This is a genomic window from Pseudomonas sp. MWU349 (genome assembly GCF_017947325.1).
Lineage (GTDB): Bacteria > Pseudomonadota > Gammaproteobacteria > Pseudomonadales > Pseudomonadaceae > Aquipseudomonas > Aquipseudomonas protegens.
Genome location: NZ_JAFEVP010000001.1, coordinates 563,899 through 589,658 on the forward strand (window position 1 = coordinate 563,899; position 25,760 = coordinate 589,658).

At 65.0% G+C, this 25,760-nt stretch carries 21 protein-coding genes; 8 read left to right on the forward strand and 13 right to left on the reverse strand.

Annotated elements, in window-relative coordinates; translation table 11 throughout:
* The first annotated feature begins 1 nt into the window (after position 1).
* The 3 genes from KCG88_RS02440 to KCG88_RS02450 all read left to right on the forward strand — a co-directional run bounded on the left by KCG88_RS02440 (position 2) and on the right by KCG88_RS02450 (position 2,411).
* The gene (locus tag KCG88_RS02440) at positions 2-1,264 is read left to right on the forward strand and encodes an FAD-dependent oxidoreductase (RefSeq protein WP_210711657.1); all 1,263 of its coding nucleotides are present in this window, start codon (positions 2-4) and stop codon (positions 1,262-1,264) included.
* A gap of 132 nt (positions 1,265-1,396) precedes the next feature.
* Complete coding sequence (locus KCG88_RS02445) at positions 1,397-1,792, forward strand: hypothetical protein (protein ID WP_210711658.1); 396 nt, start codon at positions 1,397-1,399, stop codon at positions 1,790-1,792.
* 151 nt (positions 1,793-1,943) lie between these two features.
* Complete coding sequence (locus KCG88_RS02450) at positions 1,944-2,411, forward strand: DUF6368 family protein (RefSeq protein ID WP_210711659.1); 468 nt, start codon at positions 1,944-1,946, stop codon at positions 2,409-2,411.
* 117 nt (positions 2,412-2,528) lie between these two features.
* On the opposite strand, the gene KCG88_RS02455 is transcribed toward KCG88_RS02450, so the two are convergent.
* On the reverse strand, positions 2,529-3,101 hold the full coding sequence (locus KCG88_RS02455) for a type 1 glutamine amidotransferase family protein (RefSeq protein WP_047287584.1): 573 nt from the start codon (positions 3,099-3,101) through the stop codon (positions 2,529-2,531).
* Between the two features lie 350 nt (positions 3,102-3,451).
* On the opposite strand from KCG88_RS02455, the gene KCG88_RS02460 reads away from it, so the two are divergent.
* The 5 genes from KCG88_RS02460 to KCG88_RS02480 all read left to right on the forward strand — a co-directional run bounded on the left by KCG88_RS02460 (position 3,452) and on the right by KCG88_RS02480 (position 8,734).
* The gene (locus KCG88_RS02460; protein ID WP_019095389.1) at positions 3,452-4,885 is read left to right on the forward strand and encodes an RtcB family protein; all 1,434 of its coding nucleotides are present in this window, start codon (positions 3,452-3,454) and stop codon (positions 4,883-4,885) included.
* 257 nt (positions 4,886-5,142) lie between these two features.
* Positions 5,143-5,532: a RidA family protein gene (locus KCG88_RS02465; protein ID WP_041118804.1), complete on the forward strand. Its 390-nt coding sequence runs from the start codon at positions 5,143-5,145 to the stop codon at positions 5,530-5,532.
* Positions 5,533-5,651: 119 nt separating this feature from the next.
* The gene (locus KCG88_RS02470) at positions 5,652-6,416 is read left to right on the forward strand and encodes an IclR family transcriptional regulator (RefSeq protein WP_210711660.1); all 765 of its coding nucleotides are present in this window, start codon (positions 5,652-5,654) and stop codon (positions 6,414-6,416) included.
* 47 nt (positions 6,417-6,463) lie between these two features.
* Positions 6,464-7,681 carry an amino acid deaminase gene (locus KCG88_RS02475; RefSeq protein ID WP_047287577.1) on the forward strand — a complete coding sequence of 406 codons (1,218 nt, stop codon included), beginning with the start codon at positions 6,464-6,466 and terminating at the stop codon, positions 7,679-7,681.
* 144 nt (positions 7,682-7,825) lie between these two features.
* Positions 7,826-8,734: a sugar kinase gene (locus KCG88_RS02480; protein WP_210711661.1), complete on the forward strand. Its 909-nt coding sequence runs from the start codon at positions 7,826-7,828 to the stop codon at positions 8,732-8,734.
* Between the two features lie 255 nt (positions 8,735-8,989).
* Here the strand turns inward: KCG88_RS02480 and KCG88_RS02485 are convergent, their stop codons facing one another.
* From KCG88_RS02485 to KCG88_RS02540, 12 genes are all read right to left on the reverse strand, one after another.
* Positions 8,990-9,265, reverse strand: coding sequence for a peptidylprolyl isomerase (locus KCG88_RS02485; protein ID WP_011061856.1), 276 nt, complete (start codon positions 9,263-9,265; stop codon positions 8,990-8,992).
* A gap of 51 nt (positions 9,266-9,316) precedes the next feature.
* Positions 9,317-11,857 carry a PAS domain-containing protein gene (locus KCG88_RS02490; RefSeq protein ID WP_210711662.1) on the reverse strand — a complete coding sequence of 847 codons (2,541 nt, stop codon included), beginning with the start codon at positions 11,855-11,857 and terminating at the stop codon, positions 9,317-9,319.
* Between the two features lie 299 nt (positions 11,858-12,156).
* On the reverse strand, positions 12,157-14,112 hold the full coding sequence (locus tag KCG88_RS02495) for an acetoacetate--CoA ligase (RefSeq protein WP_210711663.1): 1,956 nt from the start codon (positions 14,110-14,112) through the stop codon (positions 12,157-12,159).
* 126 nt (positions 14,113-14,238) lie between these two features.
* Positions 14,239-15,012, reverse strand: a complete 774-nt coding sequence (hbdH, locus tag KCG88_RS02500) for a 3-hydroxybutyrate dehydrogenase (protein ID WP_015636019.1) — start codon at positions 15,010-15,012, stop codon at positions 14,239-14,241.
* 7 nt (positions 15,013-15,019) lie between these two features.
* Positions 15,020-16,411 (reverse strand): GntP family permease, encoded by a 1,392-nt coding sequence (locus tag KCG88_RS02505; protein WP_210711664.1) that lies wholly within the window; start codon positions 16,409-16,411, stop codon positions 15,020-15,022.
* Positions 16,412-16,695: 284 nt separating this feature from the next.
* On the reverse strand, positions 16,696-18,114 hold the full coding sequence (locus KCG88_RS02510; protein WP_047287568.1) for a sigma-54-dependent Fis family transcriptional regulator: 1,419 nt from the start codon (positions 18,112-18,114) through the stop codon (positions 16,696-16,698).
* Positions 18,115-18,321: 207 nt separating this feature from the next.
* Positions 18,322-19,896, reverse strand: a complete 1,575-nt coding sequence (locus KCG88_RS02515; protein WP_210711665.1) for an ABC transporter ATP-binding protein — start codon at positions 19,894-19,896, stop codon at positions 18,322-18,324.
* Positions 19,897-19,910: 14 nt separating this feature from the next.
* Positions 19,911-20,933: an ABC transporter permease gene (locus KCG88_RS02520; protein ID WP_210711666.1), complete on the reverse strand. Its 1,023-nt coding sequence runs from the start codon at positions 20,931-20,933 to the stop codon at positions 19,911-19,913.
* Positions 20,933-21,997, reverse strand: coding sequence for a microcin C ABC transporter permease YejB (yejB, locus tag KCG88_RS02525; protein WP_011061848.1), 1,065 nt, complete (start codon positions 21,995-21,997; stop codon positions 20,933-20,935). The genes KCG88_RS02520 and yejB overlap by 1 nt, the downstream gene beginning before the upstream one ends.
* Positions 21,997-23,859 (reverse strand): extracellular solute-binding protein, encoded by a 1,863-nt coding sequence (locus KCG88_RS02530; RefSeq protein WP_210711667.1) that lies wholly within the window; start codon positions 23,857-23,859, stop codon positions 21,997-21,999. The genes yejB and KCG88_RS02530 overlap by 1 nt, the downstream gene beginning before the upstream one ends.
* A 152-nt stretch (positions 23,860-24,011) precedes the next feature.
* The gene (locus KCG88_RS02535) at positions 24,012-24,293 is read right to left on the reverse strand and encodes a peptidylprolyl isomerase (RefSeq protein WP_007924449.1); all 282 of its coding nucleotides are present in this window, start codon (positions 24,291-24,293) and stop codon (positions 24,012-24,014) included.
* Between the two features lie 214 nt (positions 24,294-24,507).
* A complete protein-coding gene (locus tag KCG88_RS02540; protein WP_210711668.1) occupies positions 24,508-25,599 on the reverse strand; it encodes a 3-deoxy-7-phosphoheptulonate synthase in 1,092 nt (363 codons plus the stop codon).
* Between the last annotated feature and the right edge of the window lie 161 nt (positions 25,600-25,760).

Consider the following 25,760-nt stretch of genomic DNA (forward strand, 5'->3'; position numbering starts at 1 on the left):
CATGATTGCAAGTGAGCAACAACGCGGCCACGCCGGGGTGGTGGGGGCCGGGGTGGTGGGCCTGGCCAGCGCCCTGTGGCTGCAGCGCCTGGGCTGGCGGGTGACCCTGCTGGACCGCCAGCCGCCGGGCAGCGGCACTTCCTTTGGCAATGCCTGTACCTTCGCCACCTATGCCGTGGAGCCAGTGGCAACCCCCGGCATCTGGCGCCAGGCCCCGGGCATGCTGTTGCGGCGCGACAGCCCGCTGGCGATCCGCCCGGGTTACCTGCCACGGATCGCCCCCTGGCTATGGCGCTTTTTGCACAGCTCCAGCGAGCCGCGGGTCAAGGCCATCAGTCATGATCTGCACAGCCTGCTCAAGCCCTGCATGGGCGCCTGGCAGGCGTTGTTCGACGATGCCGGGGCCAACGACCTGGTGCGCCATGATGGCTCGCTGTACATCTTCGAGGCCCACGAGCGGCAGAGCGCTATCGACATGCTGGCCTATCACCAGGGGTTCGAGGTGCCCATGCGCCTGGTGGAAGGGCCGGAGCTACGGGCCATGGAGCCGGCCCTCAACGCCCGCGCGGCCCTGGCGCTGGAACTGCCCCAGGTCAGCCGCACCCTCGATCCCTTCGCATTGAGCCAGCGCTTGCTGCGGTGCTTCATCGAGCGTGGCGGAGTGTTTCGCCGCGATGAGTTGCAGGGGATCGAGCGCAGCGCCCAGGACGGCGAACGGGTGCTTGCCCGCCTCGGCAGTGGCGAGCCACTGCCCGCCGAACGCCTGGTGTTGTGCAGCGGCGCCTGGTCCCGCCGCCTGGCGCAGAGCCTGGGGGACGAGATTCCCCTGGACACCGAGCGCGGTTATCACGTGCTGTTCGATCAGGCCGGCGGCTTGCTCAGCCGCCCGGTGTGCTGGGGTGCCGGCGGTTTCTATCTGACCCCCATGGCCCAAGGGCTGCGGGTGGCGGGCACGGTGGAGTTCGGCGGCCTCGACGCCGCGCCGGACCCGCGCCGTTATCGCTACCTGGCCCGGGCGGCGCGACGCTTCCTGACCCTGCACCACGAACCGGTTTCCCGGTGGATGGGTTTTCGTCCCTCGCTGCCGGACAGCAAGCCGGTGCTCGGCCAGTCGCGGCTGCTGCCCCAGGTGCACTACAACTTCGGCCACGGTCACGTTGGCCTGACCCTGGCCGCCATCAGTGGGCAACTGGTGGCGGAACAGGCCAGCGGGCTGACCCCGAGCGTGAACCTGCAACCCTTCCTGGCGGGGCGTTTCCGCTAGCTGTGCGGCAGCGGTGGTTATGGGGAAGGGAAACGGTCATGTTCATCTGCTACAACGGTTTTTTCCCTCGACAGACCTGCCCGGCGGCCGGAAAGGCGTCGGGGGGACCTACGCTAGCCATGGACGCGCCCTATGCGAAATGCACTTGTGCTGACCTCCCTGTTCCTGTGTGCCGGCGCAGCCTGCGCCGAAGACCCCGCCTCGGTACTGGGCCATGGCTTGGGTTCCCTGGGCTGCATCGACCTCAAGGACCCCGACAGCAAGGCCACCTGCGGCGCCCGCGCCCTGTCCAACGGCACCGGTTGCCACGGCCTGTCCAGCCAGGGCATGCGCGACAAATGCCTGGATGAAGCGCTGTACCCGCAAAGCAGCGCGAGCCGTCGCCGTACTGCGAAGGCGGCCCAACCAAGGGCCCCGGTGCCCGCCCTGTCCAGCCAGCGCCTTGTTCAACCGCCTGCGCCCTTGTTGACGGAGGGCGAGGCGAAGCGGTTGGAAGAGGTGTTGGGGGTCAATGGTTCCAGGCGCTGAGCTTGGCTATTGCACCACGGGCTTTTATCCTCCCGGTCCGGTGAATGCACTGACCGGCAGCGGGCTTGAGCATTGATGCCTGCTGATGCAGCGAACAAGGGCTTGCCCGTTATCCCAGTTGCGGATGCGGTGCGCTGGAGGAGGTGACTCAATGGCCGGGCCGACTGTCAGGGTGCTTTTAGCGCGCCAGATCGATGACTTGCTCGAAAACCGGGTGCGGGCCTGTCTGGCCGCAATTGCGGATCAACCCTGGGCAGGTACGAGCTCGTTCTTCATTGGCGGTAGCCCCATGCTGTTTGGGGTGGGGGCCGAATATCCAGGGGAACTGGCGGAATATGCCGGGCTGGCCGGGCAACTGGGATGGCTCCCTGAAGACATTCTGAGCCTGGCAGCCATGGACAAAGACCAGGCGGATCACCAGCGCCTAGGGCAGGTGGCGCTGGCCTTGGCCCGTCACCTGGAGGGTGTGCTGGCCTTCGGCGCCAGCATCCAGGCCTACACCCGGGACAGCGGATTTCTGGCGGGGCTGGCGATCATCGAGCATGAGGGCGAGAGCATTTTCAGCGCTGCGGACTTTGCGGCCTGGTTGGGCCACCGGGATTTTCGGCTGGTGAAATAATTCACGTCTACACGCCCGCACTGCCGCCCCACCCGACACCTTGCGTAGGTGCTGGTTTGCCAGCTATGGCGGCCGGGAGATCGCTTTCGCCGGCAAGCCGGTTCCAACAGGGGAGGGTCAGGCTTGCTGGCGGTGCTCGGCGGCGTGCAGGCCCAGGTAGAAGGTCAGGTTGTCGTCGCTGATGCCCAGGGTGCCGAGAATCTGTGCCATGAAACTCACTGGAGCGCTGCCCGGCGCGGTGATCACGCGCTGGTCCGCTACCGCGTGGGGCACATCCTGGTAGTGCGCGGCGCCGGCATAACCCACTGCCAGCAGGTTGTCCGCCGAATTGGAAGTGTGCTTGAGCTGGTCCAGCACCCCGGCCCGGGCCAGTTCGCGGGTGCCGTCGCAAATGCCGGCGAGGACCAGCTTGCGCTCCTTGGCCGCGCGCAGCAGTTCGCGGATATCCGGCGCCTGGGGGCTTTGCCAGATCGTCCCGCCGCAGACCATCAAGAGGTCCACCTCATCCAGACGAATATCTTCCAACGCCAGGTCCGGGGTCACCCGCAGGCCACCCATGGAGGTCACGATGGCGCCCTTGGGGGAAGCGTAACGGCAGTCGAAGCCATAGTAGCCACGGCCGGTGGCGTTGATCAGGGCGGTTTCCCAGTCGGCGAAGTTGTCGCAGACAAGGGTAATGGCGCGGGTCATGGGCAGCTGTCCTTGCTGAGGCGAATGAGTATTGGGGGCGCGCAGAATAGCCCGATTTCAGCGACTGAATGGAACATCTTGTTGTGGAGCAAGGGAGGGGGCTGCTGTCGGCGGTGTGTTTCTGCCCCGAGCAACAGTGCTTGGTGGGATAAGCCTATTTATCGAAAACCTTCTGTGCTCGGGCCGAGTTGAAGCGCAACCTGGCGCCGGCTCAACTAATTTTTCGCCGGCTATTTACATCCAGGCCGTCATTGCCCATTATCCGCGCCGTCTAAGTTTCGCTGCTGACCAGACAATTCCAGCCACCAAAAGGGTGGTTGTTTTGTTGCGTCCAAGAAAAGCAGTTGAAAATGACCAAGACTCCTCTGAAAAGAATTCAGCACAAGCTCGCCCGTTCCGGGGTGGCCATCGAACGCCTGAATTCCAATTCCCTCTCTATCTCTTCCACCAATGACGCCGGCCTCAAGGTGGATCTGCTGCTGCCCGACAGCTTTGCCATCGAAGAGAAAGCCATCCTGCAACTGATGGATTTCGCCAAGGTCGCCCACCCCCATGGCGGCGAAGTGAAGTGCGCCTGCGCCACGCCGGATTTCCATACCGGCAGCCCGATTCCGGTAGGCAGCGTGATCGTCACCAGCCACGACATGGTGGTGCCGCAAGCCATCGGCACCGACATCAATTGCGGCATGCGCCTGCACAAGCTGGGGCTGAACTACGAGCAGTTCATGGCGCAAAAGGCCAAGTGGACCGCCCTGGTGCGTGGCGATCTGCTGGAAGGCACGCGCAATATTCCCACCAGCCCCACGGCCATGAGCGCGCTGTTTGCTTCGGGGCTGGGGGATTTCTGGGCTCAGGTACAGCAACAGGACCCGATCGGGCTGTTTGCCGGGGCAGATTTCGCCCAATTGCAGCGTGAGCTTTCGGGCCTGCATGAGTCGTCCTTTGCCCGCGGCAGCGCCGACTATGCACCGGAGGCCCTGCAGGACCTTTCGCGCAAGATCCTTCGCGACCCGGGCCTGGGTTCCCTGGGCGGCGGCAATCACTTTGTCGAGATCCAGGTCGTCACCGAACTGGTGGATCGCCAGGCCTGCTTCGCCCAGGGCCTGTCCGTGGGGCAGGTGGTGATGATGATCCACACCGGCTCGCGCGATGTGGGTTTCTATGTGGGGCGGCGCTGGATGGACAAGGCTAAGGCCCTGTGGCCGGCCGGGATCAAGCATCCCGATTCGAAGATCTTCGCCCTGTTTGGCGAGATGGCCGATGAGTACCTGCTGGCCATGCACAGCGCCGCGCACTATGCCGACGCCAACCGCGCACTGATCGCCGAAATGGTGCGCCAGCGCACTCGGCAGGTGTTCGGCGCGGGCATCGAAGCGCCGCTGATTGTCGATGTACCGCACAACATCGTACTGCGCGAGGAAGGCGGCAACGTCCACCGCAAAGGCGCCACACCGGCCTATGCCGGGCAGCCGCTGCTGATTCCGGGGAGCATGGGGCATGACTCCTACCTGCTCACCGGGCTGGGCAACGAACGCTGGCTGCGCTCGGCCAGCCACGGCGCCGGGCGCTCCATGTCGCGCAGCGAGGTGGTGTTCAAGGCCAAGAAGGACAAGGCCTTCCTCGGCCTGCAGGGCGTGGAGTGCATCACCACCAAGGAAGAGCGGATGATCGAAGAAGCACCGGGGGCCTACAAGGAAATTGGCCAGGTGATCCAGTCCCAGGTGGAAGAGGGCACGGTGTCGGTAATAGCGCGGTTTTCGCCGATCCTGACGTTCAAGGCCTGAGCACGAGGGGGCTGTGGGGTGGTGCGGGTATTCGGGTTTGCCGTGCAACTGGACGGCCGATCCATGGTCGCTCCCGGCCCGATCGTTCTGACCCCCCCTGTCATGTTCCCTGCTCCCCATGGCACACTCCTGCGGAATTTATTCCGTTATTTGATATTTGGTTCCGTTGTAGCGGAATTCTTGCTGATTGACCCAGGCCGCCTTTGTTTTCCCGAGGGTGGTCTTGGCCGCTCAGCCTTCACCCAGGAGAACCTCTCATGAGCATCACCCGTTACGGCACCGGTAGCACCGCAGGCGGTGGCCAGCCGCGTCCTTTCGCTCGCGCCGTCGAGGCCGATGGCTGGCTGCATGTGTCCGGCCAGGTGCCGGCGCTGGATGGCGAGATCATTCACGGTGGGATCGTCGAGCAGACGCATCAGACGCTGCGCAATCTGCTGGCCATTCTCGAAGAGGCCGGGTATGGCCTGGAGGATGTGGTGCGGGTTGGCGTGTGGCTGGAAGACCCGCGGGATTTCTGGAGTTTCAACAAGGTGTTCGGTGAGTACTTCAAGCCCGAACACGCGCCGGCCCGGGCCTGTGTGCAGGCCAGCATGATGGTGGATTGCAAGGTCGAGATCGATTGTGTGGCCTACAAGAAGAAGGCCTGATGGCCACGGTCTGTAGGAGCTGGCTTGCCAGCGAAGGCGCCCCTGAGGGCGGCACAAGGCTTGAGGGCCTCTTCGCCGGCAAGCCGGCTCCTACGGGTCGATAGAGGGGGCGCAGGTAGATGAGCGAAGACAACATCAAGCGTCGGGCCAAGGGCCTGGATCGGGCGTTCGATATTCTCGATTTCCTCAAGGAGGTCGGCCAGCCGTTGCGGCCCAACGATATCGCCAAGGGCATTGGCGGCCCCAAGTCCACGGTCTATGAGTTGGTGGCTTCCCTGCTGGAACGGCGGGTACTGGAACCGGTGGGCCAGGAGGGGCATGTGTACCTGGGCCGCCAGTTGTACTTTCTCGGCCAGGCCCATTTGCGTCATTTCGACCTGAGCCGCGAGGCCGATCAGGCCTTGCAGGAAATCGTCCGCCAGACCCAGGAAACCGCGCAGATGTGCCTGCTCAACGGGCGCAAATACACGGTGGCGCTGATGAAGGAGGGCGAGCGGCACTTCCGCATTTCCTCGAACATCGGCGAGAACGCGCCGATTCCCTGGACCGCTTCCGGGCGGTTGCTATTGGGGCATTTGAGCGATGGGCAGATTGTCGACCTGATCGATGAACGGGACTTCGTTCTGCCTGACGGTGAGCGTCTGCCCTTGGAGACGTTTCTCAAGCAAATCCGCCAGGCCACCGAGGATGGATTCTTTTCCTTCGACAGTGTGGCCGACACCTTTACCCATTGTTTTGCCGCACCGGTGCGCGATGAGCACGGGGTGTGCATCTGCACCCTGTGCATCGTCGCGCCCAGGGCCGATGCCCAGCGCAATTACCAGGAATATCGCCGGGTGCTGATCGACAGCGCCAACCGTCTGGCCCGGCGTATCAACGATTGATGACTGTTTCGCGGCTGTGCGCAGCCGCCTTGATAAGGAGTGCCAAGATGTCTTCCGTATTGAACCTGCCACTGGTGGAAAAGGGCGCCGCTGCCCAGGGCGCGAGCCTGTTGCAAGACGTCAGCCTGCCGGCCCTGGTGCTGCACCGCGAGGCCCTGGAACACAACATCCGCTGGATGCAGAAGTTCGTCAGTGACAGCGGTGCCGAGCTGGCGCCCCACGGCAAGACCAGCATGATGCCCGCGTTGTTTCAGCGGCAGTTGGACGCCGGCGCCTGGGGCATCACCCTGGCCACTGCGGTACAGACTCGCGCTGCCTATGCCCATGGCGCGCGCCGGGTGTTGATGGCCAACCAGTTGGTGGGGGCGCCGAACATGGCGCTGATCGCCGAGCTGCTGGCGGACCCGGATTTCGATTTCTATTGCATGGTCGATCACCCGGACAGCGTCGCCGACCTGGGGGCATTTTTCGCCCAGCGTGGGGTCACGCTCAAGGTGATGATCGAGTACGGCGTGGTCGGTGGGCGTTGCGGTTGCCGCACCGAGCAGGAGGTGCTGGCCCTGGCCAAGGCGATCCAGGCGCAGCCGGCCCTGGCCCTGTGCGGTATCGAAGGTTATGAAGGGGTGATCCATGGCGATCAGGCCATCAGCGGCGTCCGCCAGTTCGCCGATTCCCTGGTGCGCCTGGCGGTGGACCTGCACAACGACGGGCTGTTCGCCATCGAGCGGCCGATTATCACGGCCTCGGGGTCAGCCTGGTACGACCTGATTGCCGAATCCTTTGAGACCCACAACGCCAAGGGCCGCTTCCTCAGTGTGCTGCGTCCGGGCAGTTATGTGGCTCATGACCATGGCATCTACAAAGAGGCGCAGTGCTGCGTGCTGGATCGCCGCGCCGACCTGGAAGAGGGCCTGCGCCCGGCCATGGAGGTCTGGGCCCATGTGCAGTCGCTGCCGGAGCCGGGCTTTGCCGTGGTGGCCCTGGGCAAGCGCGATGTGGCCTATGACGCCGGCCTGCCGGTGCCGCTGCGGCGTTACCGTGCCGGGGCCCAGGCCAGCGCCGGGGATGACGTGGGGGCGTGCAAGGTCACTGCAGTGATGGACCAGCATGCGTTTCTCACGGTGGCGCCGGGAGTGGAGCTGCGCATTGGCGACATCATTTCCTTCGGTACTTCGCACCCCTGCCTGACCTTCGACAAATGGCGCACTGGGTTGCTGGTGGATGAGCGCCTGCAGGTGGTCGAGAACCTGGAAACCTGTTTCTGATCGCCGGAGCCGGGGATATGCAGGGTCTGTAGGAGCCGGCTCGCCGGCGAAGAGGCCTTTGGATGAGGCGCAGGCCTTGCGGACGCCTTCGCTGGCAAGCCAGCTCCTACCCGGTGGAATGTGCTTTGAGGGGAGGTCAGGAACATGGACAGGAAGAAACGCATCGCGGCCATCGGCGAATGCATGATCGAGCTGCAGCAGCATCATGACGGCAGCCTGCAACAGAGCTTTGGCGGCGACACCCTGAACGCCGCGGTGTACCTCGCGCGGGAAATGGGCGAGGCCGGGCGGGTGGATTACGTCACCGCCCTGGGCGATGACAGCTTCAGTGATGCCATGTGCCAGGGGTGGGCGGCGGAGGGCATCGGCCTGGAGCGGGTGCAGCGCTTGCCGGGGCGCCTGCCTGGGCTGTATTGCATCCAGACCGATGCCCGGGGCGAGCGGCGCTTTCTCTACTGGCGCAACGAGGCGGCTGTGCGCGACTGCTTCACCACGGTGGCGGCCGGGCCGATCCTCGAAGCGCTGAAGCACTACGATGTGCTGTATTTCAGCGGCATCACCCTGGCGGTGCTGGGGGAGGTGGGGCGCGGGAAGTTGCTGCAGACCCTGGTCGAGGCGCGCCAGCGCCAGGCGTTGATAGTCTTCGACAACAACTACCGGCCGCGCCTGTGGGCGTCGGGCGAACAGGCCCGGGCGGCGTACCGCGAAGTATTGCCCCAGGTGGATCTGGCATTGCTGACCCTGGAGGATGAGCAAGCGCTGTTTGCCTATCCGGATGCCGAAGCGGTGTTCGCGGCGTATCAGGGCACGCCGGAAGTGGTACTCAAGCGGGGCGCCGAGCCCTGTCTGATTCGCGTGGCGGGCGGTGCTTTCGAGGTGCCGGCCCAGCGGGTGGAGCAGGTAGTGGACACCACGGCGGCCGGGGATTCGTTCAGCGCAGCCTATCTGGCCCGGCGCCTGCTGGGCGGTAGCCCGGTGCAAGCGGCAGAGGCCGGGCACCGCCTGGCGAGCCAGGTCATCCAGCACCCCGGCGCCTTGATACCTCGCCCTTGAACCGGGTGTTGACCTAGCAGGCGCCTTCGCTGGCAAGCCAGCTCCTACAGGGCCGGTGGAGGTTGTAGGAGCCGGCTTGCCGGCGAAGGGGACATTGAACCGGGCGTTGACCTTGCGGGCGTTTTCGCTGGCAAGCCAGCTCCTACAGGGCAGGTGGAGGTTGTAGGAGCCGGCTTGCCGGCGAAGGGGGCATTGAGCCGGGCGTTGACCTAGCGGGCGTTTTCGCTGGCAAGCCAGCTCCTACAAGGCCTGGGGTCAGTCGCGGAAGAAGACTTGCACCAGGTGATAGCCGAACTTGCTCTTGATCGGGCCATGCACGGTGCGCAGGGGCTTTTTGAAAATGACCTGGTCGATGGCGCCGACCATCTGCCCCGGGCGCACTTCCCCCAGGTCGCCGCCGCGCTTGCCGGACGGGCAGGTGGAGTATTTCTTCGCCAGGACGTCGAAGGCCTCACCCTTGGCGATGCGCTGCTTGAGCTGTTCAGCCTCTTCGGCGGTTTTCACCAGGATGTGGCGGGCTTGGGCTTTCATGGGTGGGTGACCTTGTAGCAGGAAATCGGCGGCCGCGGATTATGCCTGAATTCAGGACGCGCGGCCGATCATCTGACGAATCTTCTGGGCCATTTCCTCAATGGAAAACGGCTTGGCCATCAGGTCCATGCCCGGCTCCAGGAAGCCCTGGCGCTCGGCCGCCTTTTCCGCGTAGCCGGTCATGAACAGCACCTTGAGCCCGGGCCGCTGCTGGCGCGCGATCTCCGCCAGTTGCCGGCCGTTCATGCCCGGCAGGCCGACATCGGTCACCAGCAGGTCGACGCGCATCGGCGATTCCAGCAAGGGCAGGGCGCTGCGCGCATCTTCGGCCTCGCAGGCGCGGTAGCCCAGTTCGGCGAGCACATTGAGCACCAGCATGCGCACTGCCGGGTCGTCCTCTACCACCATCACGGTTTCCCCGGCGATGGCCTGGGGCGCCTGGTTGAGGGTGGCGGGTTCGGCGCTGTCCAGTGGTGCGGCGAACAGCCTTGGCAGGTACAGGCGCACGCAGGTGCCCTGGTCCGGTTCGCTGCTGATGGTCACGTGGCCGCCGGACTGCTGGGCGAAGCCGTAGATCATCGACAGCCCCAGGCCCGTACCCTGGCCGATGGGCTTGGTGGTGAAGAACGGGTCGAAGGCCTTGGCCAGGATCCGCGGGCTCATGCCGGCGCCGTTGTCGCTGACGCCGAGCATCACGTAGTCGCCGGCCTTGACCGGTTCCAGGGTGCTGATGTCGCTGCCGTCGAGGTAGCTGTTGGCGGTTTCGATCAGCAGCCTGCCGCCGTCGGGCATGGCGTCGCGGGCGTTGATCACCAGGTTGAGCAGGGCATTTTCCAGCTGGCTGGCGTCGGTGTTCACCGGCCACACGCCGTCCGCCAATTGCATCTGCAGCTCGATGTGCTCGCCCTTGGTGTGGTTGAACAGCTCTTGCAGCGAGCGCACCAGCTGGTTCGGGTCCAGGGGCTGGCGGTCCAGGGACTGGCGCCGGGAGAAGGCCAGCAGGCGGTGGGTCAGGGACGCCGCGCGTTTGGCCGAGGACATGGCCGCTTCGGTGAAGCGGCCGATCTCCGCGCCGCGGCCGTTGTCGATATAGCGCTGCATCAGGTCCAGGCTGCCGATGATGCCGGTGAGCATGTTGTTGAAGTCGTGGGCGATGCCGCCGGTAAGCTGGCCCACGGCTTCCATCTTCTGCGCATGGCGCAGGGCATCTTCGGCGCGTTCGCGCTCGAACATTTCGTTCTGCAGGCGCTGGTTGGCGGTGGCCAGGGCCTCGGTACGCTGGTTGACCCGTTCTTCCAGGGTTTCATTGAGATTGCGCAGGGCTTCTTCGGTCTGCCGGCGTTCGGTTTCGTCGATGACAAAGATGTAGAAACCATTGACCGTACCGTCGGCGCCGTAACGCGGCAGGTACTTCATCAGGGCATGGCGCGGCCGGCCGTCGCGGTGCGGCGAGTCGGCCTCGAAGCTGCACGGCTTGCCGGCCAGTGCGGCCTTGATGTTCTCGGCGCGGGTGGCGTAGATCTCGTCGCCCACCACTTCGCGGATGCTCTTGCCGTACAGTTCCTGCGGGGTCAGGCCGTACCAGTCCAGGTAGGCGCTGTTGTTCAGGCGAAAGCGTTCCTCGTGGTCGACATAGCCGATCAGCACCGGCATGGCGTTGATGATCAGTTGCAGCTCGTTCTGGCTCTGGCGCAGCGCCTGTTCCATCTGCTTGCGCTCGGTGAGGTCCAGGGCCGCGCCGAGAAAGCGCGTCGGCCGGCCATGGTGGTCCTTGTAACAGCGGCCTCGGGCGAACACCCAGCGCAGCTGGCCGTCGGCCAACTGCAGGCGGTACTCCTCGGCGTATTCGGTGCCGTGGGTGATGCAGTGCTTGATGCTCCGGGCCACCATGCCGCGGTCCTCCGGGTGCACGCCCTTGAGGTATTCGCTGATGGGCAGTTGCCGGGACTGCTGCGGATCGACGCTATGCAACTGGGCGAAATGCGCGTCGGCGATGAAGCGGTCTTCGCCGATGTCCCAATCCCAGGTGCCTACCGCGTCGGTGGCCGCCAGGGCCAGTTGCAGGCGTTCTTCGGTCTCGTGCTGGGCGCGCAGGCTGTCGTCGGAGCGCTGCTGCAGTTCCAGGGCGATGCGCCGGCGCTCGTTGGTCTCGATGGCGGTGACCAGGATCCCGGCAACGTCGCCGCGTTCATTGCGGATCGGGCTGTAGGTCAGGTCCAGCCACAGGTCGTATTCGCTGCCGTTGGTGCGTTGCAGGCTGAAGCGCTGTTCGCTGAAGGTGCGCACCTGGCCATTGAGCACGGCGCGGTAGATCGGGTCGGTGAAGTCCATCAGTTCCGGCCAGGTCAGGTGCGCCGGGTGGCCGAAGGCATTGGGGTGCTTGTTGCCCGCCAGCAGGGCGAAGCCGTCGTTGTAGATCTGCGTCAGTTCGGCACCCCACAGCAACAGCATCGGCATCGGCGAATGGATCACGATGTCCACGGCGGTGCGCAGGCTCTGGGGCCAGCGGCCGGATTCTCCGAGGGGAGTGGCCGACCAGTTCAGGCGGGCAATCAGGTTGGCGGCTTCGCTGCCGGAGTGGGGGCCATTCATGTCGAAGGTGTCCTGGGTGGTGCGGTATTACGCGGCGACGTCACAGGCTCGCGCACTCGAAAAGTCGCATGGACATGCGGTGCATATTCAAACGGATGGATTGTAGGCGTTTTCGGCGCGCACATTTTCACCCGCTTTTGCGGCGGATGACCAGTCTAGAGGGGCCGAACGGTTATCAGAGTGATGCGTTGGGGATGCGGTAGCCCGCAGGAGCCGGCTTGCCAGCGAAGTGGCCATTGCCTAGCGCGCCGACCTGGACGACGCCTTCGCCGGCAAGCCGGCTCCTGCAAAGGGCTGGGTCAGTGGCGCAACTCCTCGCGGTCGCGAAACTGCTCCAGGGCCTCGGGGTTGGCCAGGGCGTCGGTGTTCTTCACCGGCAGGCCGTGCACCACGTTGCGCACTGCCAGTTCTACGATCTTGCCGCTGATGGTGCGGGGAATGTCCGTGACCGCGAGGATCTTCGCCGGCACATGGCGCGGCGTGGTGTTGTTGCGAATCACCTGGCGAATCTGTTCCTGCAAGGCTTCATCGAGCTTCACGCCGTCTTGCAGGCGCACGAACAGCACCACCCGCACGTCCTGCTCCCAGCTCTGGCCGATGGCCAGGCTTTCCAGGACCTGCTCCAGCTTTTCCACCTGGCGGTAGATTTCCGCGGTGCCGATACGCACCCCGCCGGGGTTGAGCACGGCGTCCGAACGCCCATGGATCAGCCAGCCACCCTCGGCCAGTTGTTCGGCGTAGTCGCCCTGGGCCCAGACGCCGGGAAACAGGCTGAAGTACGAGGCCTTGAGCCTGCTCTGGTCCGGGTCGTGCCACAGGCCCACGGGAATGCTGGGGAAGTGCCGGGTGCACACCAGTTCGCCTTTCTCGCCGATCACCGGCTGGCCCTGGTCGTTCCACACTTCGATGGCCATGCCCAGGCCCTTGCCTTGCATCTCGCCGCGGCGCACCGGCTGTATCGGATTGCCGGCGACGAAGCAGGCGACGATATCGGTGCCGCCGGACATCGAGGCCAGGCACAGCTCGCTCTTGATCTGGCGGTACACGTAGTCGTAGCTCTGCGGCGACAGCGGCGAGCCGGTGCACAGCAGGGTCTTCAGGCTCTCCAGGCGGTGGCTCTGGCGCGGCCGGCTGCCGGCCTTTTCCAGAGCCGCCAGGTACTTGGGGCTGGTGCCGAAGACGCTGATGGCTTCGCGGTCGATCAGGTCCATCAGGTGCTCGTTGCCGGGATGGAACGGTGAGCCATCGTAGAGCACCAGGCTGGCCCCGGTGGCCAGGGCCGACACCTGCCAGTTCCACATCATCCAGCCACAGGTGGTGTAGTAGAACAGGTGCTCGCCGGGGCCCAGGTCGGCGTGCAGGCCGTGTTCCTTGAGGTGTTGCAGCAGCACCCCGCCGGTGCCGTGGACGATGCACTTGGGCACCCCGGTGGTGCCGCTGGAATAGAGGATGTACAGCGGATGGGCGAAGGGCACCGGGGTGAATTCGGGCTCGCCGCCGGGGCGGTAGAAGTCGTCCCACAGGCTGACGCTGGCCGGGGTGCGGTAGTCCTCGGCCCGGGCCTGCGAGCGGGCGTAGGGCACGATGAGCAACTGCTCCAGGGACGGCAGGCGCTCGAGGATCTGGTTGACCTTGGCCGTCTGGTCGATGTCCTTGCCGGCGTAGCGATAGCCGGCGCAGGTGATCAGCACCTTGGGCTCGATCTGGCCGAAGCGGTCGACCACCCCCTGGGTGCCGAAATCCGGCGAGCAACTGGACCACACGGCCCCGAGGCTGGTGCTGGCGAGCATGCCCACCAGGGTCTGCCAGGTGTTGGGCATGCATGCCGCGACCCGATCGCCGAGACCGACCCCGGCGGCCCGCAGGCTGCGTTGCAGGCCGGCGACCTGGGCCGCCAGCTCGGCGTAGGTCAATTGTTCGCGCTGGCCGTTTTCGTTGATCGCCACCACCGCAACGCTGTCATCCCGACGCTTGAGCAGGTGCTCGGCGAAGTTCAGGGTGGCGCCGGGAAACCACTGGGCACTGGGCATCTGCGGGCCTTCGCGGAGTACGCATTCAGCAGGCTGGTGGAAGCTGACCTCGAAGAAGTCGACGATGGCCTGCCAGAAGCGCTCGCGCTGGTCGATGCTCCACTGGTGCAGGGCGGGGTAGTCGTGAAGATTCAGGCCGTGGCGCTGATTGACGAAGCGGCGAAAGGCATCCATCCGCGTCTTGCCGATGCGCTCGGCGCTGGGTTGCCAGAGAATGTCGGACATGCAAGGCCTCGTGTTCTTATTGTTGTTCCTTAGGGGGGCTGTTCGCTGGCAAGCCAGCTCCTACACGGGCCAGTACAGCCGTGTAGGAGCCGGCTTGCTGGCGAAGACGTCAGCCAGAGACGCACATCATTGGGCCAGCCAGCCACCGTCGATGTTCCATGCCGCGCCGCGTACCTGGGCACCGGCTTCACTGCACAAAAATAGCACCAGCTCGCCCAGTTGCGACGGGGTGACGAACGCCAGGGACGGCTGCTTTTCCGCCAGCAGATCATGCTGGGCCTGTTGCGGGTCGGTGCCGGCCGCGACGCGATCATCGATCTGCTTCTGCACCAGCGGGGTCAGCACCCAGCCCGGGCAGATGGCGTTGCAGGTGACGTTGCTGGTGGCGGTTTCCAGGCCCACCACCTTGGTCAGGCCGATCACCCCGTGCTTGGCCGCCACATAGGCGGCCTTGCCCACCGAGCCCACCTGGCCGTGCACCGAGGCGATGTTGACGATCCGCCCCCAGCCCTTGGCGCGCATCCCCGGCAGCCCCAGGCGGGTGCTGTGGAACACCGACGACAGGTTGATGGCGATGATCGAATCCCAGCGCTCCACGGGGAACTCCTCCACCGCCGCCACATGCTGGATGCCGGCGTTGTTGACCAGGATGTCGACGCCGCCGAACTCCCGTTCGGCGTAGGCGAACATCTCGGCGATCTGCGCCGGGTCGCTGACGTCCGCCGGGTGATGGCCGACCTGGCCGCCGAATTGTGCAACCTCGGCGATCGCCTTCGAGGCATCGCCAAAACCGTTGAGAATCAGTTTGGCACCGGCCTTGGCCAGCACCAGGGCGATGCCCAGGCCGATGCCGCTGGTGGAGCCGGTGACCAGGGCGGTCTTGCCAGAAAGAGTGGTCATGAATACCTCACACAATGCCAGTGGCGTAGAAAGTGGCGATGACGACGAAGACCGCCAGGGTCTTGATCAGGGTAATGCAGAAAATGTCCTTGTAGGCTTCGCGATGGGTCAGCCCGGTGACCGCCAGCAGGGTGATCACCGCGCCGTTGTGGGGCAGGGTGTCCATGCCGCCGCTGGCCATGGCGGCCACGCGGTGCAGCACTTCCAGGGGAATGTTGACAGCGTGGGCGGCGCTGATGAAGCTTTCGGACATGGCCGCCAGGGCGATGCTCATGCCACCTGAAGCCGAACCTGTGATGCCCGCCAGCAGGGTCACGGTAATGGCTTCGTTGACCAGCGGGTTGGGGATGCTTTTGAGCCAGTCGGCCAGCACCAGGAAACCCGGCAGGGAAGCGATCACCGCACCGAAGCCGTATTCCGAGGCGGTGTTCATGGCCGCCAGCAGGGCGCCGCTGACCGCGCTCTTGCTGCCCTCGGCGAGCTTGCTGCGAATCGCCGAGAAACCGAACACCAGCACCATCAGGATGCCCACCAGCAACGCCGCCTGCACCGCCCAGATGGCGGTCAGCTTGGCGATTTCGCTGGTTACCGGTGCCGCCATGCCCGGCAGGCTGAGGCTGTGGGTCTTGCCGTACCACTGGGGAATCCAGTGGGTGAACAGCAGGTTCATGATGCCCACCAGCAGCAGCGGCGACAGCGCCAGCCAGGGGTTGGGCAGCTCCAGGTCTTCGGCGGTTTCCGGCTCGTTGCGCAGTTCGGTGCCGTAGCCTTCACCGGCCTTCTGCGCCTTGTTGCGCTGGCGCTGGAGGAACAGCATGCCCGCGCAGAACACGAAGAGGGTGCCGATCACTCCCAGCCAGGGCGCGGCCCAGGCGGTGGTGTTGAAGAAGGTGCTGGGGATGATGTTCTGGATCTGCGGGGTGCCGGGCAGGGCGTCCATGGTGAAGGAAAACGCCCCCAGGGCGATGGTCGCCGGGATCAGGCGCTTGGGGATGTTGCTCTGGCGGAACATCTCGGCGGCAAAGGGGTACACCGCGAACACCACCACGAACAGCGAGACCCCGCCGTAGGTCAGCAGCGCGCAGACCAGCACGATCACCAGCATGGCCTGGCGGGTGCCCAGCAGGCGGATCGCGGCGGCCACGATGGAGCGCGAGAAGCCCGACAGCTCGATCAGCTTGCCGAACACCGCGCCCAGCAGGAACACCGGGAAATACAGCTTGATGAAGCCGACCATCTTCTCCATGAACACCCCGGTAAAGGCGGGCGCCACGGCGGACGGGTCGGTGAGCAGCACCGCGCCGAGGGCGGCGATGGGAGCAAAGAGGATGACGCTGTAGCCGCGGTAGGCAGCGAGCATCAGCAGCGCCAAGGCTGCCAAGGCAATGATCACACTCATGGTGTGTCTCTCCAGGATTGTTATTGTTGTCGGGTGTTGCGTGTGGAGAGCGTTATAGCGAGAACTGTGCCATCTGCATAAGTTATTGAAATATATGGATATTTTTATTTCCCCGGGGGCGAATTGGTGTTGATTGTCTCTATTGGGAGATTTTTTTTGGTTTAACGGCTTCTTCGCTGGCAAGCCAGCTCCTACAGAGAGTGTGCGAGCCGTTGTAGGAGCTGGCTTGCCAGCGAAAAGCGCGCAGCGCGCGGTAGATTCTTCGAATTGAGATTTGTGTCTCTTTATTGAGACTCAGCAATCCCCAGAGCCGCCATCTTCTTGTACAGCGTGGAGCGCCCCAGCCCCAGGCGCCGGGCCGCTTCGTCCACCTTGCCGGCACATTGGGCCAGGGTGGCGCCGATCAGTTGCCGGTCGAAACGCTCTCGGGCCGCGGCGAAGGTTTCCTGGTTTGGCGAATCGCCTGGCACCGGGGCTTCGTTACGCTGCACCGGGCTGAAGCTGCCAATCGCCGCGCGAATATCCGAGGCATTGAGTACCAGGTCGTCGCTGAGCAGCGCCGCGCGTTCCAGGACGTTGCGCAACTCGCGGATGTTCCCCGGCCAGGCATGTTGCGCCAGCAGGGCCAGGGCATCGCGGTCCAGTTCATGCTGGCTGCGCAGTTCTTCGAGAATCCCTTCGCTCAGGGCCGGCAGGTCGTCCAGGCGTTCGCGCAAGGCTGGCACCTGGATCGGCAGCACGTTGAGCCGGTAGTACAGGTCGGCGCGAAACTCGCCGCGCTTGATCGCCGCCTCAAGGTCCGTGGAGGTGGCGGCGATGATCCGCACATCGCTGTGGATCACCTCGTTGGAGCCCACCGGTTCGAACTCTTTTTCCTGCAGCACTCGCAGTAGCTTGCTTTGCAGGGGCAGCGGCATGTCGCCGATTTCATCGAGGAACAGGCTGCCGCCCTGGGCGATCTGCAACTTGCCCGGGCGGCCCTTGCGGTCGGCGCCGGTAAAGGCGCCGGGGGCGGTGCCAAAGAATTCCGCCTCCAGCAGGGCTTCGGGAATGGCCGCGCTGTTGATGCTGACAAAGGGCTTGTGGGCCCGTGGCGAGGCGGCGTGGATGGCCTGGGCCAGCAGCTCCTTGCCGGTGCCGGTTTCGCCTTGCAGCAGGATCGGCGACTCGGCGCTGGCCCCGCGGCGTGCGCGGCGCTTGACCTCCAGGCTGGCGGCACTGGTGCCGATGAAGTGAGCGAAGTTGTACTTGGTCTGCCGGGCCCGCAGCAGGGAGCGGGTAGAGGCCAGTTCCTCCTGCATGCTCAGGTAGCGCTTGAGCATCGGCGACAGGCTGCGCAGTTCGTCGAACAGGGCAAATCCGATGGCGCCGATCACCGTGCCGGCGTCGTCGTGGATCGGCAGGCGCATCACCACCAGGGGTTCCTTGGGGGTGTCCTGCATGTCCAGCAGGATGGGGCGGCCGGTGCGCACCACCTCCCGCAGCAGGCTGCCGGGGATCACGCTTTCGCAGGGCTTGCCGATGGCGAAGGCCGCCGATTCCAGGCCGAAGCGCCGGGCGTAGCGCTCGTTCATCCAGACGATATTGGCGTCGCGATCGACGATCACCGTGCCTTCGCTGGACTGCTCGATGATCTCGAACAGCGAGCGGATCGCCAGTTGGCGCACACGCTGGTAGTCCTTGAGGCTTTCGCTGTCGTTCATGGCGGCATCCTGGAAATGGGCGCAGGGATTATGCCCGATTTGTAGGAGCCGGCTTGCCGGCGAATTGGGCCTTGGGCGGGGCGGTGTTCGTGCTGGCGCCTTCGCTGGCAAGCCAGCTCCTACAGGTGGGACGGTGTTCGTAGGAGCCGGCTTGCCGGCGAAAGGGCCTTTGGATGAGGCGCAGATCTGGCGGGCGCTTTTGCTGGCTCAGCCGGGGTGGGCGGCGGCCAGCAGTTCCCGGGTGTAGGGGTGCTGGGGGGTTTCGAATACCTCGTGGCTGGCGCCGCGCTCCACCACCTGGCCGTCCTTGATCACGATCATGTCGTGGGCCAGGGCTCGCACCACCGCCAGGTCATGGCTGATGAACAGGTAGGTCAGGCCGTACTTTTCCTGCAGCTGACGCAGCAGGGCCACCACTTGCTTCTGCACGGTGCGGTCCAGGGCCGAGGTGGGTTCGTCCAGCAAAATCAGCGCCGGCTTCAGCACCAGGGCCCGGGCAATGGCGATGCGCTGGCGCTGGCCGCCGGAGAACTCGTGGGGGTAGCGGTGGCGGCTGTCGGGGTCGAGGCCGACTTCCTCCAGGGCGCGGATGACCTGCTCGTCGCACTGGCGGGCATCGTACTGGCTGTGCACTTCCAGGCCTTCGCTGATGATCTGCGCCACCGACATGCGTGGGCTGAGGCTGCCGAAGGGGTCCTGGAATACCACCTGCATCTGTTTGCGCCAGGGCCGTAGCTGTTTCTGGTTGAGGCCGTCCAGGGCCTGGCCCTGGAAGCGGATGCTACCTTCGGAATCCAGCAGGCGCAGGATCGCCTGGCCCAGGGTGGACTTGCCCGAACCGGACTCGCCGACAATTCCCAGGGTCTTGCCTTGCTGCACGCTGAGGCTGATGCCGTCCACTGCCCGCAGGTACTCCTTGCGCCGGAACAGGCCGCCGCCGATCTGGAATTCGACGCGCAGGTGGTCCACCTCCAGCACGGTTTCCCGGTTGTCGCGGCACAGCGGCTCGCCTTCGGGTTCGGCGTGCAACAGTTCGCAGCTGTAGGGATGCCTTGGCGCGTTGAACAGGGTGTCGCAGTCGGCCTGCTCGACGATTTCCCCGGCTTTCATCACGCACACCCGCTGGGCGATGCGTCGCACCAGGTTGAGGTCGTGGCTGATCAGCAGCAGGGACATGCCCTGGCGCTGTTGCAGGGATTTGAGCAGCAGCAGGATCTTGCGCTGAACGGTCACGTCCAGGGCGGTGGTGGGTTCGTCGGCAATCAGCAGTTCCGGTTCGCAGGCCAGGGCCATGGCGATCATCACTCGCTGGCGCTGGCCGCCGGAAAGTTGATGCGGGTAGGCCTTGAGCCGTTCCCGGGGCTTCTGGATGCCCACCAGCTCCAGCAGTTCGAGGATCCGCGCCTGGGCCTGCTTGCCCCCCAGGCCGCGGTGCAGCAGCAGGGTTTCGCCGATCTGCTTTTCCACGCTGTGCAGCGGGTTGAGGGAGGTCATGGGCTCCTGGAAGATCATGGCGATGCGGTTGCCCCGCAGCTGTTGCAGGGTCGCCGGGCTGGCGCCGATCAGTTCCTGGCCGCGATAGCGCACGCTGCCGGTGGCGCTGCAGCCGGTCTGCGGCAGCAGTTGCAGGATCGAATGGGCGGTCACCGACTTGCCCGAGCCGGATTCCCCCACCAGGGCCAGGCATTCGCCGGGGCGGATATCCAGGCTCAGGTCGCGGACCACGGTCTGCGCGCCGAAGGCGACGTTGAGCTGGCGGATTTCGATCAGGTTTTCAGTCATTTCTACAGTCCGCTTCAAGATCGAGGATCAAAGGCATCGCGCAACGCCTCGCCGATGAAGACCAGCAGCGAGAGGATCAGCGCCAGGGTGAAAAACGCCGTCAGCCCGAGCCACGGCGCCTGCAGGTTCTGCTTGCCCTGGCCGATCAATTCGCCCAGGGAGGCGCTGCCAGCGGGCATGCCGAAGCCGAGGAAGTCCAGGGCGGTGAGGGTCGAGATGGCCCCGGTGAGAATGAACGGCAGGTAGCTCAGGGTGGCGTTCATGGCGTTGGGCAGGATGTGCCGCAGGATTACCTTGCGGTCGCTCAGCCCCAGGGCCCGGGCAGCCTTGACGTACTCCAGGTTGCGCCCGCGCAGGAACTCGGCACGTACCACGTCCACCAGGGCCAGCCAGGAGAACAGCGCCATGATCCCCAGCAGCCACCAGAAGTTAGGCTCGACAAAGCCCGAGAGGATGATCAGCAGGTAGAGCACCGGCAACCCGGACCAGACCTCCAGCAGGCGCTGGCCCAGGAGGTCGACCCAGCCGCCGTAGTAGCCCTGCAGGGCGCCGGCGGCGATGCCGATCAGGGCGCTGATGGCGGTCAGGGCCAGGGCGAACAGGATTGACACCCGGGCGCCGTAGATCACCCGTGCCAGCACATCCCGGGCCTGGTCGTCAGTGCCCAGCCAGTTGACCTTGCTCGGCGGGCTCGGGGCCGGCTGGGTCAGGTCGTAGTTGGGGGTGTCTTCGCTGAAGGGCACCGGCGGGAACAGCAGCCAGCCACCGTCCTTGCGGATCAGTTGCTGCACGTAGTCGCTGCGGTAGTCGGCCTGGAACGGCAGCTGGCCGCCGAATTCCTGTTCGGTGTAGCGCTTGAGCACCGGGAAATACAGCGAGCCCTGGTAGCTGACCACCAGCGGCTTGTCGTTGGCGATCAGCTCGCCGCCCAGGGTCAGGATGGACAGGCCGATGAACAGCCACAGCGACCACCAGCCGCGGCGGTTTTTCTTGAAACGGTCGAAGCGCCGGCGCGCCAAAGGAGAAAGCGTGAGCATCAGGCGTTCCTCGCGGCGAAGTCGATGCGCGGGTCGACCAGGGTGTAGCACAGGTCGCCGATGAGTTTTATCAAGAGGCCGAACAGGGTGAAGATGAACAGCGAGCCGAACACCACCGGGTAGTCCCTGGACACCGCGGCCTCATAGCTCATGCGGCCCAGGCCGTCGAGGGAGAAGATCACCTCGATCAGCAGGGAGCCGGCGAAGAACACGCTGATAAAGGCCTGGGGAATGCCCGAGACCACCAGCAGCATGGCGTTGCGGAACACATGCCCATACAGCACCCGGCGCTCGCTCAGGCCCTTGGCCCGGGCGGTGACCACGTACTGGCGGGTGATCTCGTTGAGGAAGGAGTTCTTGGTGAGGATGGTCAGGGTGGCGAAGCCGCCGATCACCAGGGAGCTGACCGGCAGTACCAGGTGCCAGAAGTAGTCGGCGACCTTGCCCAGGGTGCTCAACTGCTCGAAGTTGTCCGAGACCAGGCCGCGCACCGGAAACCAGTTCAGCGAGGTGCCGCCGGCGAACAGCACGATCAGGAACATGGCGAACAGGAAGGCCGGCATGGCGTAGCCGATGATGATCGCGGTGCTGCTCCAGATGTCGAAATGGCTGCCGTGGTGCACCGCCTTGCGGATCCCCAGGGGGATCGACACCAGGTAGGTGATCAGGGTCGCCCAGAGGCCGAGGGAGATGGTCACCGGCATTTTTTCCAGGATCAGGTCGGTGACCGTGGCGCCGCGAAAGAAGCTCTTGCCGAAGTCCAGCTGGGCGTAGTTCTTGAGCATCAGCCACAGGCGTTCATGGGCCGGCTTGTCGAAGCCGTACTGTTTCTCGATGTCCTGGATCAGCTTGGGGTCCAGGCCGCGGCTGGCCCGGGAGCCGCTGCTGCTCATGGCATCGGCGGAACCGCCGACAGCGGCGCCGCCACCGATGCCCTGCAGGCGGGCGATGGCCTGTTCCACCGGGCCGCCGGGGGCGGCCTGGACGATGACGAAGTTCACCAGAAGGATGATCAACAGGGTCGGGATGATCAGCAGCAGGCGCCGCAGAATGTAGGCCAGCATCAGTGGCGCCCTCCGGGTTTGCCACGGCGGATCAGCTCGGCGGCCATTTGTTCGTCGGTCAGTGCGCTGCTGCTGACTTCCCACCAGCTTTCGATGGCTTCATCGTTGCTCGCCGGCACCTTGGGGATGCCGAAGCGGTTCCACCACACCGTGGAGGTGCCGGGCGGGTAGTAGTTGGCAATCCAGTAGTAGTTCCACTGCAGCACCCGGTCCAGGGCATGGGCGTAGCGCAGCATCTCCGGCTGGCTGGTGGCTTTCACCAGGCCGCTGACCAGGCTATCGACGGCCGGGTTCTTGAGCACCATGTAGTTGTTGGAACCGGGGTCGTTGGCCGCGGCGGAGCCGAAGTAGTTGTACAGCTCCATACCCGGCGAGGTGGTCACCGGGTAGCCGGTGACGATCATGTCGTAGTCCCGGGCCATCAGGCGGTTGACGTACTGGGCGGAGTCGATGCGGCGGATGTTCAGGCTGATGCCGATCTGCGCCAGGTTGCGCTTGTAGGGCAGCAGCAGGCGTTCGATGGAGCCCTGGGTGATCAGGAAGGTAAAGCTCAGGGGCTCGCCCTGGGCATTCATCAGCTTGTCGCCCTCAGGCTTCCAGCCGGCCTGCTCCAGCAGGGCCAGGGCTTGCAGTTGCTTGTCACGGATCACGCCACTGCCGTCGGTTTTCGGTGCCTCGAATACCTGGGTGAAGACCTCGTCGGGGATCTGCCCGCGCAGCGGTTCGAGGATCTTCAACTCCTCGGCATCCGGCAGGCTGCGGGCCGCCAGGGCGGTGTTGGAGAAGAAACTCTGCTGGCGGATGTAGAGGTTGCGCATCATCTGCCGGTTGCTCCATTCGAAATCCCAGAGCATGGCCAGGGCCTGGCGCACTCGGCGGTCCTTGAACACCGGCCGGTCGAGGTTGAACACATAACCCTGGGCCGGTTGCGGCGCCGATTGCGCCAGGTGGGCCCTTTGCAAGCGACCGTCGTTCAGTGCCGGGCTGTCGTAGCCAATGGAATAGCCAGTGGCGGAGAATTCGCGGTTGTAGTCGTAGGCGCCGCCGCGCAGCACCTGGCGGGCGACGTCGATATCGCCGAAATACTCGACGCTGAAATGATCGAAGTTGTACAGGCCGCGGCTGACCGGCAGGTCCTTGCCCCACCAGTCGGGGTTGCGGGCGAAGGTGATGCTGTTGCCCGAGTCGACCTTGGCCACGCGGTAGGGGCCGCTGCCCAGGGGCGCTTCATAGCCGCCACCGCTCGCGAAGTCGCGACTCTTCCACCAGTGTTCGGGGAACACCGGCAGGGTCGCGATATCCAGGGGCAGGGTGCGGTTTTCGTTGTTCTTGAAGTCGAAGCGCACCACCCGCGGTGATTCCACGGTGACGCCTTTGACGTCCTCGAACTGGGTGCGGTAGCGCATGCTGCCCTGGGTCATCAGCAGGTCGTAGCTGTAGCGCACGTCTTCGGCGGTGATCGGCGTGTTGTCGGCAAAGCGCGCCTTGGGGTTGAGGTAGAAGCGCAGCCACAGGCCGTTTTCGGCACGCTCCATCTTCTCGGCCACCAGGCCATAGACGGTGTAGGGCTCATCCAGGGAGCGCAGGGCCAGGGGCGAATAGACCAGGCCGTCGAGCTGGGAGACACCGATGCCCTTGTCGATATAGGGCAGTACGTGGTCGAAGCGGCCGATTTCGATGGCCGAGCGGCGCAACGTCCCGCCTTTGGGGGCCTGGGGATTGACGTAGTCGAAGTGGCTGAAACCCTGGGGGTACTTGGCTGGTTCGCCGTAGACCGTCATGGCGTGTTGCGGTGCGGCTTGGGCACCCGCGGCGCCCAGCAGCAGGGCGGTGAAAAGCACGGTGGAGGAAAGCAGTCGCATTGTCAGCCTTAGGAGCCGGGTGATCGATGACCACGATTTGTACGCTAGCGGCACGTGACTGGCCAGCCGCATCCGCTTTGGGCAGAACCTGGCGCCCATGCGCAACGGCCCACCAAAAGGCGGGCCGTTGAGCAGACGCAGGCGCTTGGGGATCAGTCCTGGCGGCTGGTGACTTCCAGCAGGTGGTAGCCGAACTGGGTTTTCACCGGGCCTTGCACCACGTTTACCGGAGCGCTGAACACCACGGTGTCGAATTCCTTGACCATCTGGCCTGGGCCGAAGGAGCCCAGGTTGCCGCCGTCACGGCTGGAAGGGCAGGTGGAGTTCTTTTTCGCGACTTCGGCAAAGTCGGCGCCGGCTTCGATTTCGGCTTTGAGTTCGTTGCACTTGGCTTCGCTGGCAACCAGGATGTGACGGGCAGTGGCTTTGGCCATGGATGTTGCTCCTTTCAAGAAAGTTGAGAGCCTACCGGATTCAGGTGGCTATTTCTTCTCAAAGTTCCTTCAAGGCATTGCCGCCTGGCGCCTGCGGGGGATGAATGGTGAGGGTCCTGTAGGAGCCGGCTTGCCGGCGAAGAGGTCCTTGGAGGAGACGCTGCTCTTGAGGACGCCTTCGCTGGCAAGCCAGCTTCTACGGGGGCGGTGCTGCTCAGGCGGGGACGGCTGCGGCCTTGTCTGCGTGTCGCAGTTGTTGCGCGCCATTGCGCAGCAATTGTTCGGTGGCGCTCCAGCCCAGGCAGCCGTCGGTCACCGAGACGCCGTAGCGCAGGTTTGCGCTCAGGGGCTGGCAGCCTTCGAACAGGTGGCTTTCCAGCATCACCCCCATCAGCGAGGTATCGCCCTGCAAGCGCTGCTCCAGTACCTCGTTGAACACCGCCGGTTGACGCAGCGGGTCCTTGCCGCTGTTGGCGTGGCTGCAATCGACCATGATCCGCGCCGGGATCTTCAGCTTCTGCAGGTCCTGCTGGACCTGGGCCACGCTCTTGCGGTCGTAGTTGGGCCCGCGATGGCCGCCGCGCAGCACCAGATGGGTGTCGGGGTTGCCTGGGGTCTGGATGACCGCCGGGTGGCCCTGGCTGTCGACGCCGAAGTGGCGGTGCGGGTGGGCCGCCGAGCGCATGGCGTCACAGGCGATAGCGACGCCCCCGTCGGTGCCGTTCTTGAAACCCACGGGCATGTCCAGGCCGCTGGCCATCTCGCGGTGGATCTGCGATTCGGTGGTGCGCGCACCAATGGCGACCCAGCTCAGCAGGTCATCGAAGTAGCCGGCGGCCATGGGTTGCAACAGTTCGGTGGCAATCGGCAGGCCCAGGCGCAGCATCTCGCGCATCAGTTCACGGGACAGGTGCAGGCCACCGGCCATGTCGTCGCTGCCATCCAGGCGGGGGTCGTAGGCCAGGCCTTTCCAGCCGACGGTGGTGCGGGGCTTTTCCACGTAGGCGCGCATCACCAGCAGCATCTGGTCGCGCACTTCATCGGCCAGGCGGGCCAGGTTGGCGGCGTATTCCAGGGCCGATTGCGGGTCGTGGATGGAGCAGGGGCCGACGACTACCAGCAGGCGTGGGTCGCGACCTTCGAGGATGGCGCGCACCGCTTGGCGGTGAGTGGCGACTTGTTGGTTCAAGGCCAGGGATAGCGGCAGTTGCTGCTTGAGCTCCAGGGCGCTGGGCAGGCGCTGGGTCAGGGTTTCATTGGCGCTGACGTGGGCGGACAGGGGCAGGGCGGATACGGACGAGTTCATGTGCGGTCTTCCTGGGCGGGCGGCGGGTTGTATCCCGCGCGCGGCCCTACTGGGGTGTTCGACAATTGGCCGTACTGGCCACAAGTGTGCAATTGCCACCGGTAGGTGACCGATCGGAGGCGGCAGGCTGTCCCGAGCGGAGGCTGCTAAATCGCCAGGCG

What these genes read in the sequence shown, in the direction of transcription:
- KCG88_RS02490 (WP_210711662.1), bottom strand. Translation starts at nt 11,857, where the DNA reads ATGAATGGCCCCCACTCCGGCAGCGAAGCCGCCAACCTGATTGCCCGC.
- KCG88_RS02520 (WP_210711666.1), bottom strand. Translation starts at nt 20,933, where the DNA reads ATGCTCACGCTTTCTCCTTTGGCGCGCCGGCGCTTCGACCGTTTCAAG.
- KCG88_RS02515 (WP_210711665.1), bottom strand. Translation starts at nt 19,896, where the DNA reads ATGACTGAAAACCTGATCGAAATCCGCCAGCTCAACGTCGCCTTCGGC.
- KCG88_RS02445 (WP_210711658.1), top strand. Translation starts at nt 1,397, where the DNA reads ATGCGAAATGCACTTGTGCTGACCTCCCTGTTCCTGTGTGCCGGCGCA.
- KCG88_RS02450 (WP_210711659.1), top strand. Translation starts at nt 1,944, where the DNA reads ATGGCCGGGCCGACTGTCAGGGTGCTTTTAGCGCGCCAGATCGATGAC.
- KCG88_RS02465 (WP_041118804.1), top strand. Translation starts at nt 5,143, where the DNA reads ATGAGCATCACCCGTTACGGCACCGGTAGCACCGCAGGCGGTGGCCAG.
- KCG88_RS02495 (WP_210711663.1), bottom strand. Translation starts at nt 14,112, where the DNA reads ATGTCCGACATTCTCTGGCAACCCAGCGCCGAGCGCATCGGCAAGACG.
- KCG88_RS02480 (WP_210711661.1), top strand. Translation starts at nt 7,826, where the DNA reads ATGGACAGGAAGAAACGCATCGCGGCCATCGGCGAATGCATGATCGAG.
- KCG88_RS02540 (WP_210711668.1), bottom strand. Translation starts at nt 25,599, where the DNA reads ATGAACTCGTCCGTATCCGCCCTGCCCCTGTCCGCCCACGTCAGCGCC.
- KCG88_RS02455 (WP_047287584.1), bottom strand. Translation starts at nt 3,101, where the DNA reads ATGACCCGCGCCATTACCCTTGTCTGCGACAACTTCGCCGACTGGGAA.
- KCG88_RS02510 (WP_047287568.1), bottom strand. Translation starts at nt 18,114, where the DNA reads ATGAACGACAGCGAAAGCCTCAAGGACTACCAGCGTGTGCGCCAACTG.
- KCG88_RS02470 (WP_210711660.1), top strand. Translation starts at nt 5,652, where the DNA reads ATGAGCGAAGACAACATCAAGCGTCGGGCCAAGGGCCTGGATCGGGCG.
- KCG88_RS02505 (WP_210711664.1), bottom strand. Translation starts at nt 16,411, where the DNA reads ATGAGTGTGATCATTGCCTTGGCAGCCTTGGCGCTGCTGATGCTCGCT.
- KCG88_RS02440 (WP_210711657.1), top strand. Translation starts at nt 2, where the DNA reads ATGATTGCAAGTGAGCAACAACGCGGCCACGCCGGGGTGGTGGGGGCC.
- KCG88_RS02485 (WP_011061856.1), bottom strand. Translation starts at nt 9,265, where the DNA reads ATGAAAGCCCAAGCCCGCCACATCCTGGTGAAAACCGCCGAAGAGGCT.
- KCG88_RS02535 (WP_007924449.1), bottom strand. Translation starts at nt 24,293, where the DNA reads ATGGCCAAAGCCACTGCCCGTCACATCCTGGTTGCCAGCGAAGCCAAG.
- hbdH (WP_015636019.1), bottom strand. Translation starts at nt 15,012, where the DNA reads ATGACCACTCTTTCTGGCAAGACCGCCCTGGTCACCGGCTCCACCAGC.
- KCG88_RS02530 (WP_210711667.1), bottom strand. Translation starts at nt 23,859, where the DNA reads ATGCGACTGCTTTCCTCCACCGTGCTTTTCACCGCCCTGCTGCTGGGC.
- yejB (WP_011061848.1), bottom strand. Translation starts at nt 21,997, where the DNA reads ATGCTGGCCTACATTCTGCGGCGCCTGCTGCTGATCATCCCGACCCTG.
- KCG88_RS02460 (WP_019095389.1), top strand. Translation starts at nt 3,452, where the DNA reads ATGACCAAGACTCCTCTGAAAAGAATTCAGCACAAGCTCGCCCGTTCC.
- KCG88_RS02475 (WP_047287577.1), top strand. Translation starts at nt 6,464, where the DNA reads ATGTCTTCCGTATTGAACCTGCCACTGGTGGAAAAGGGCGCCGCTGCC.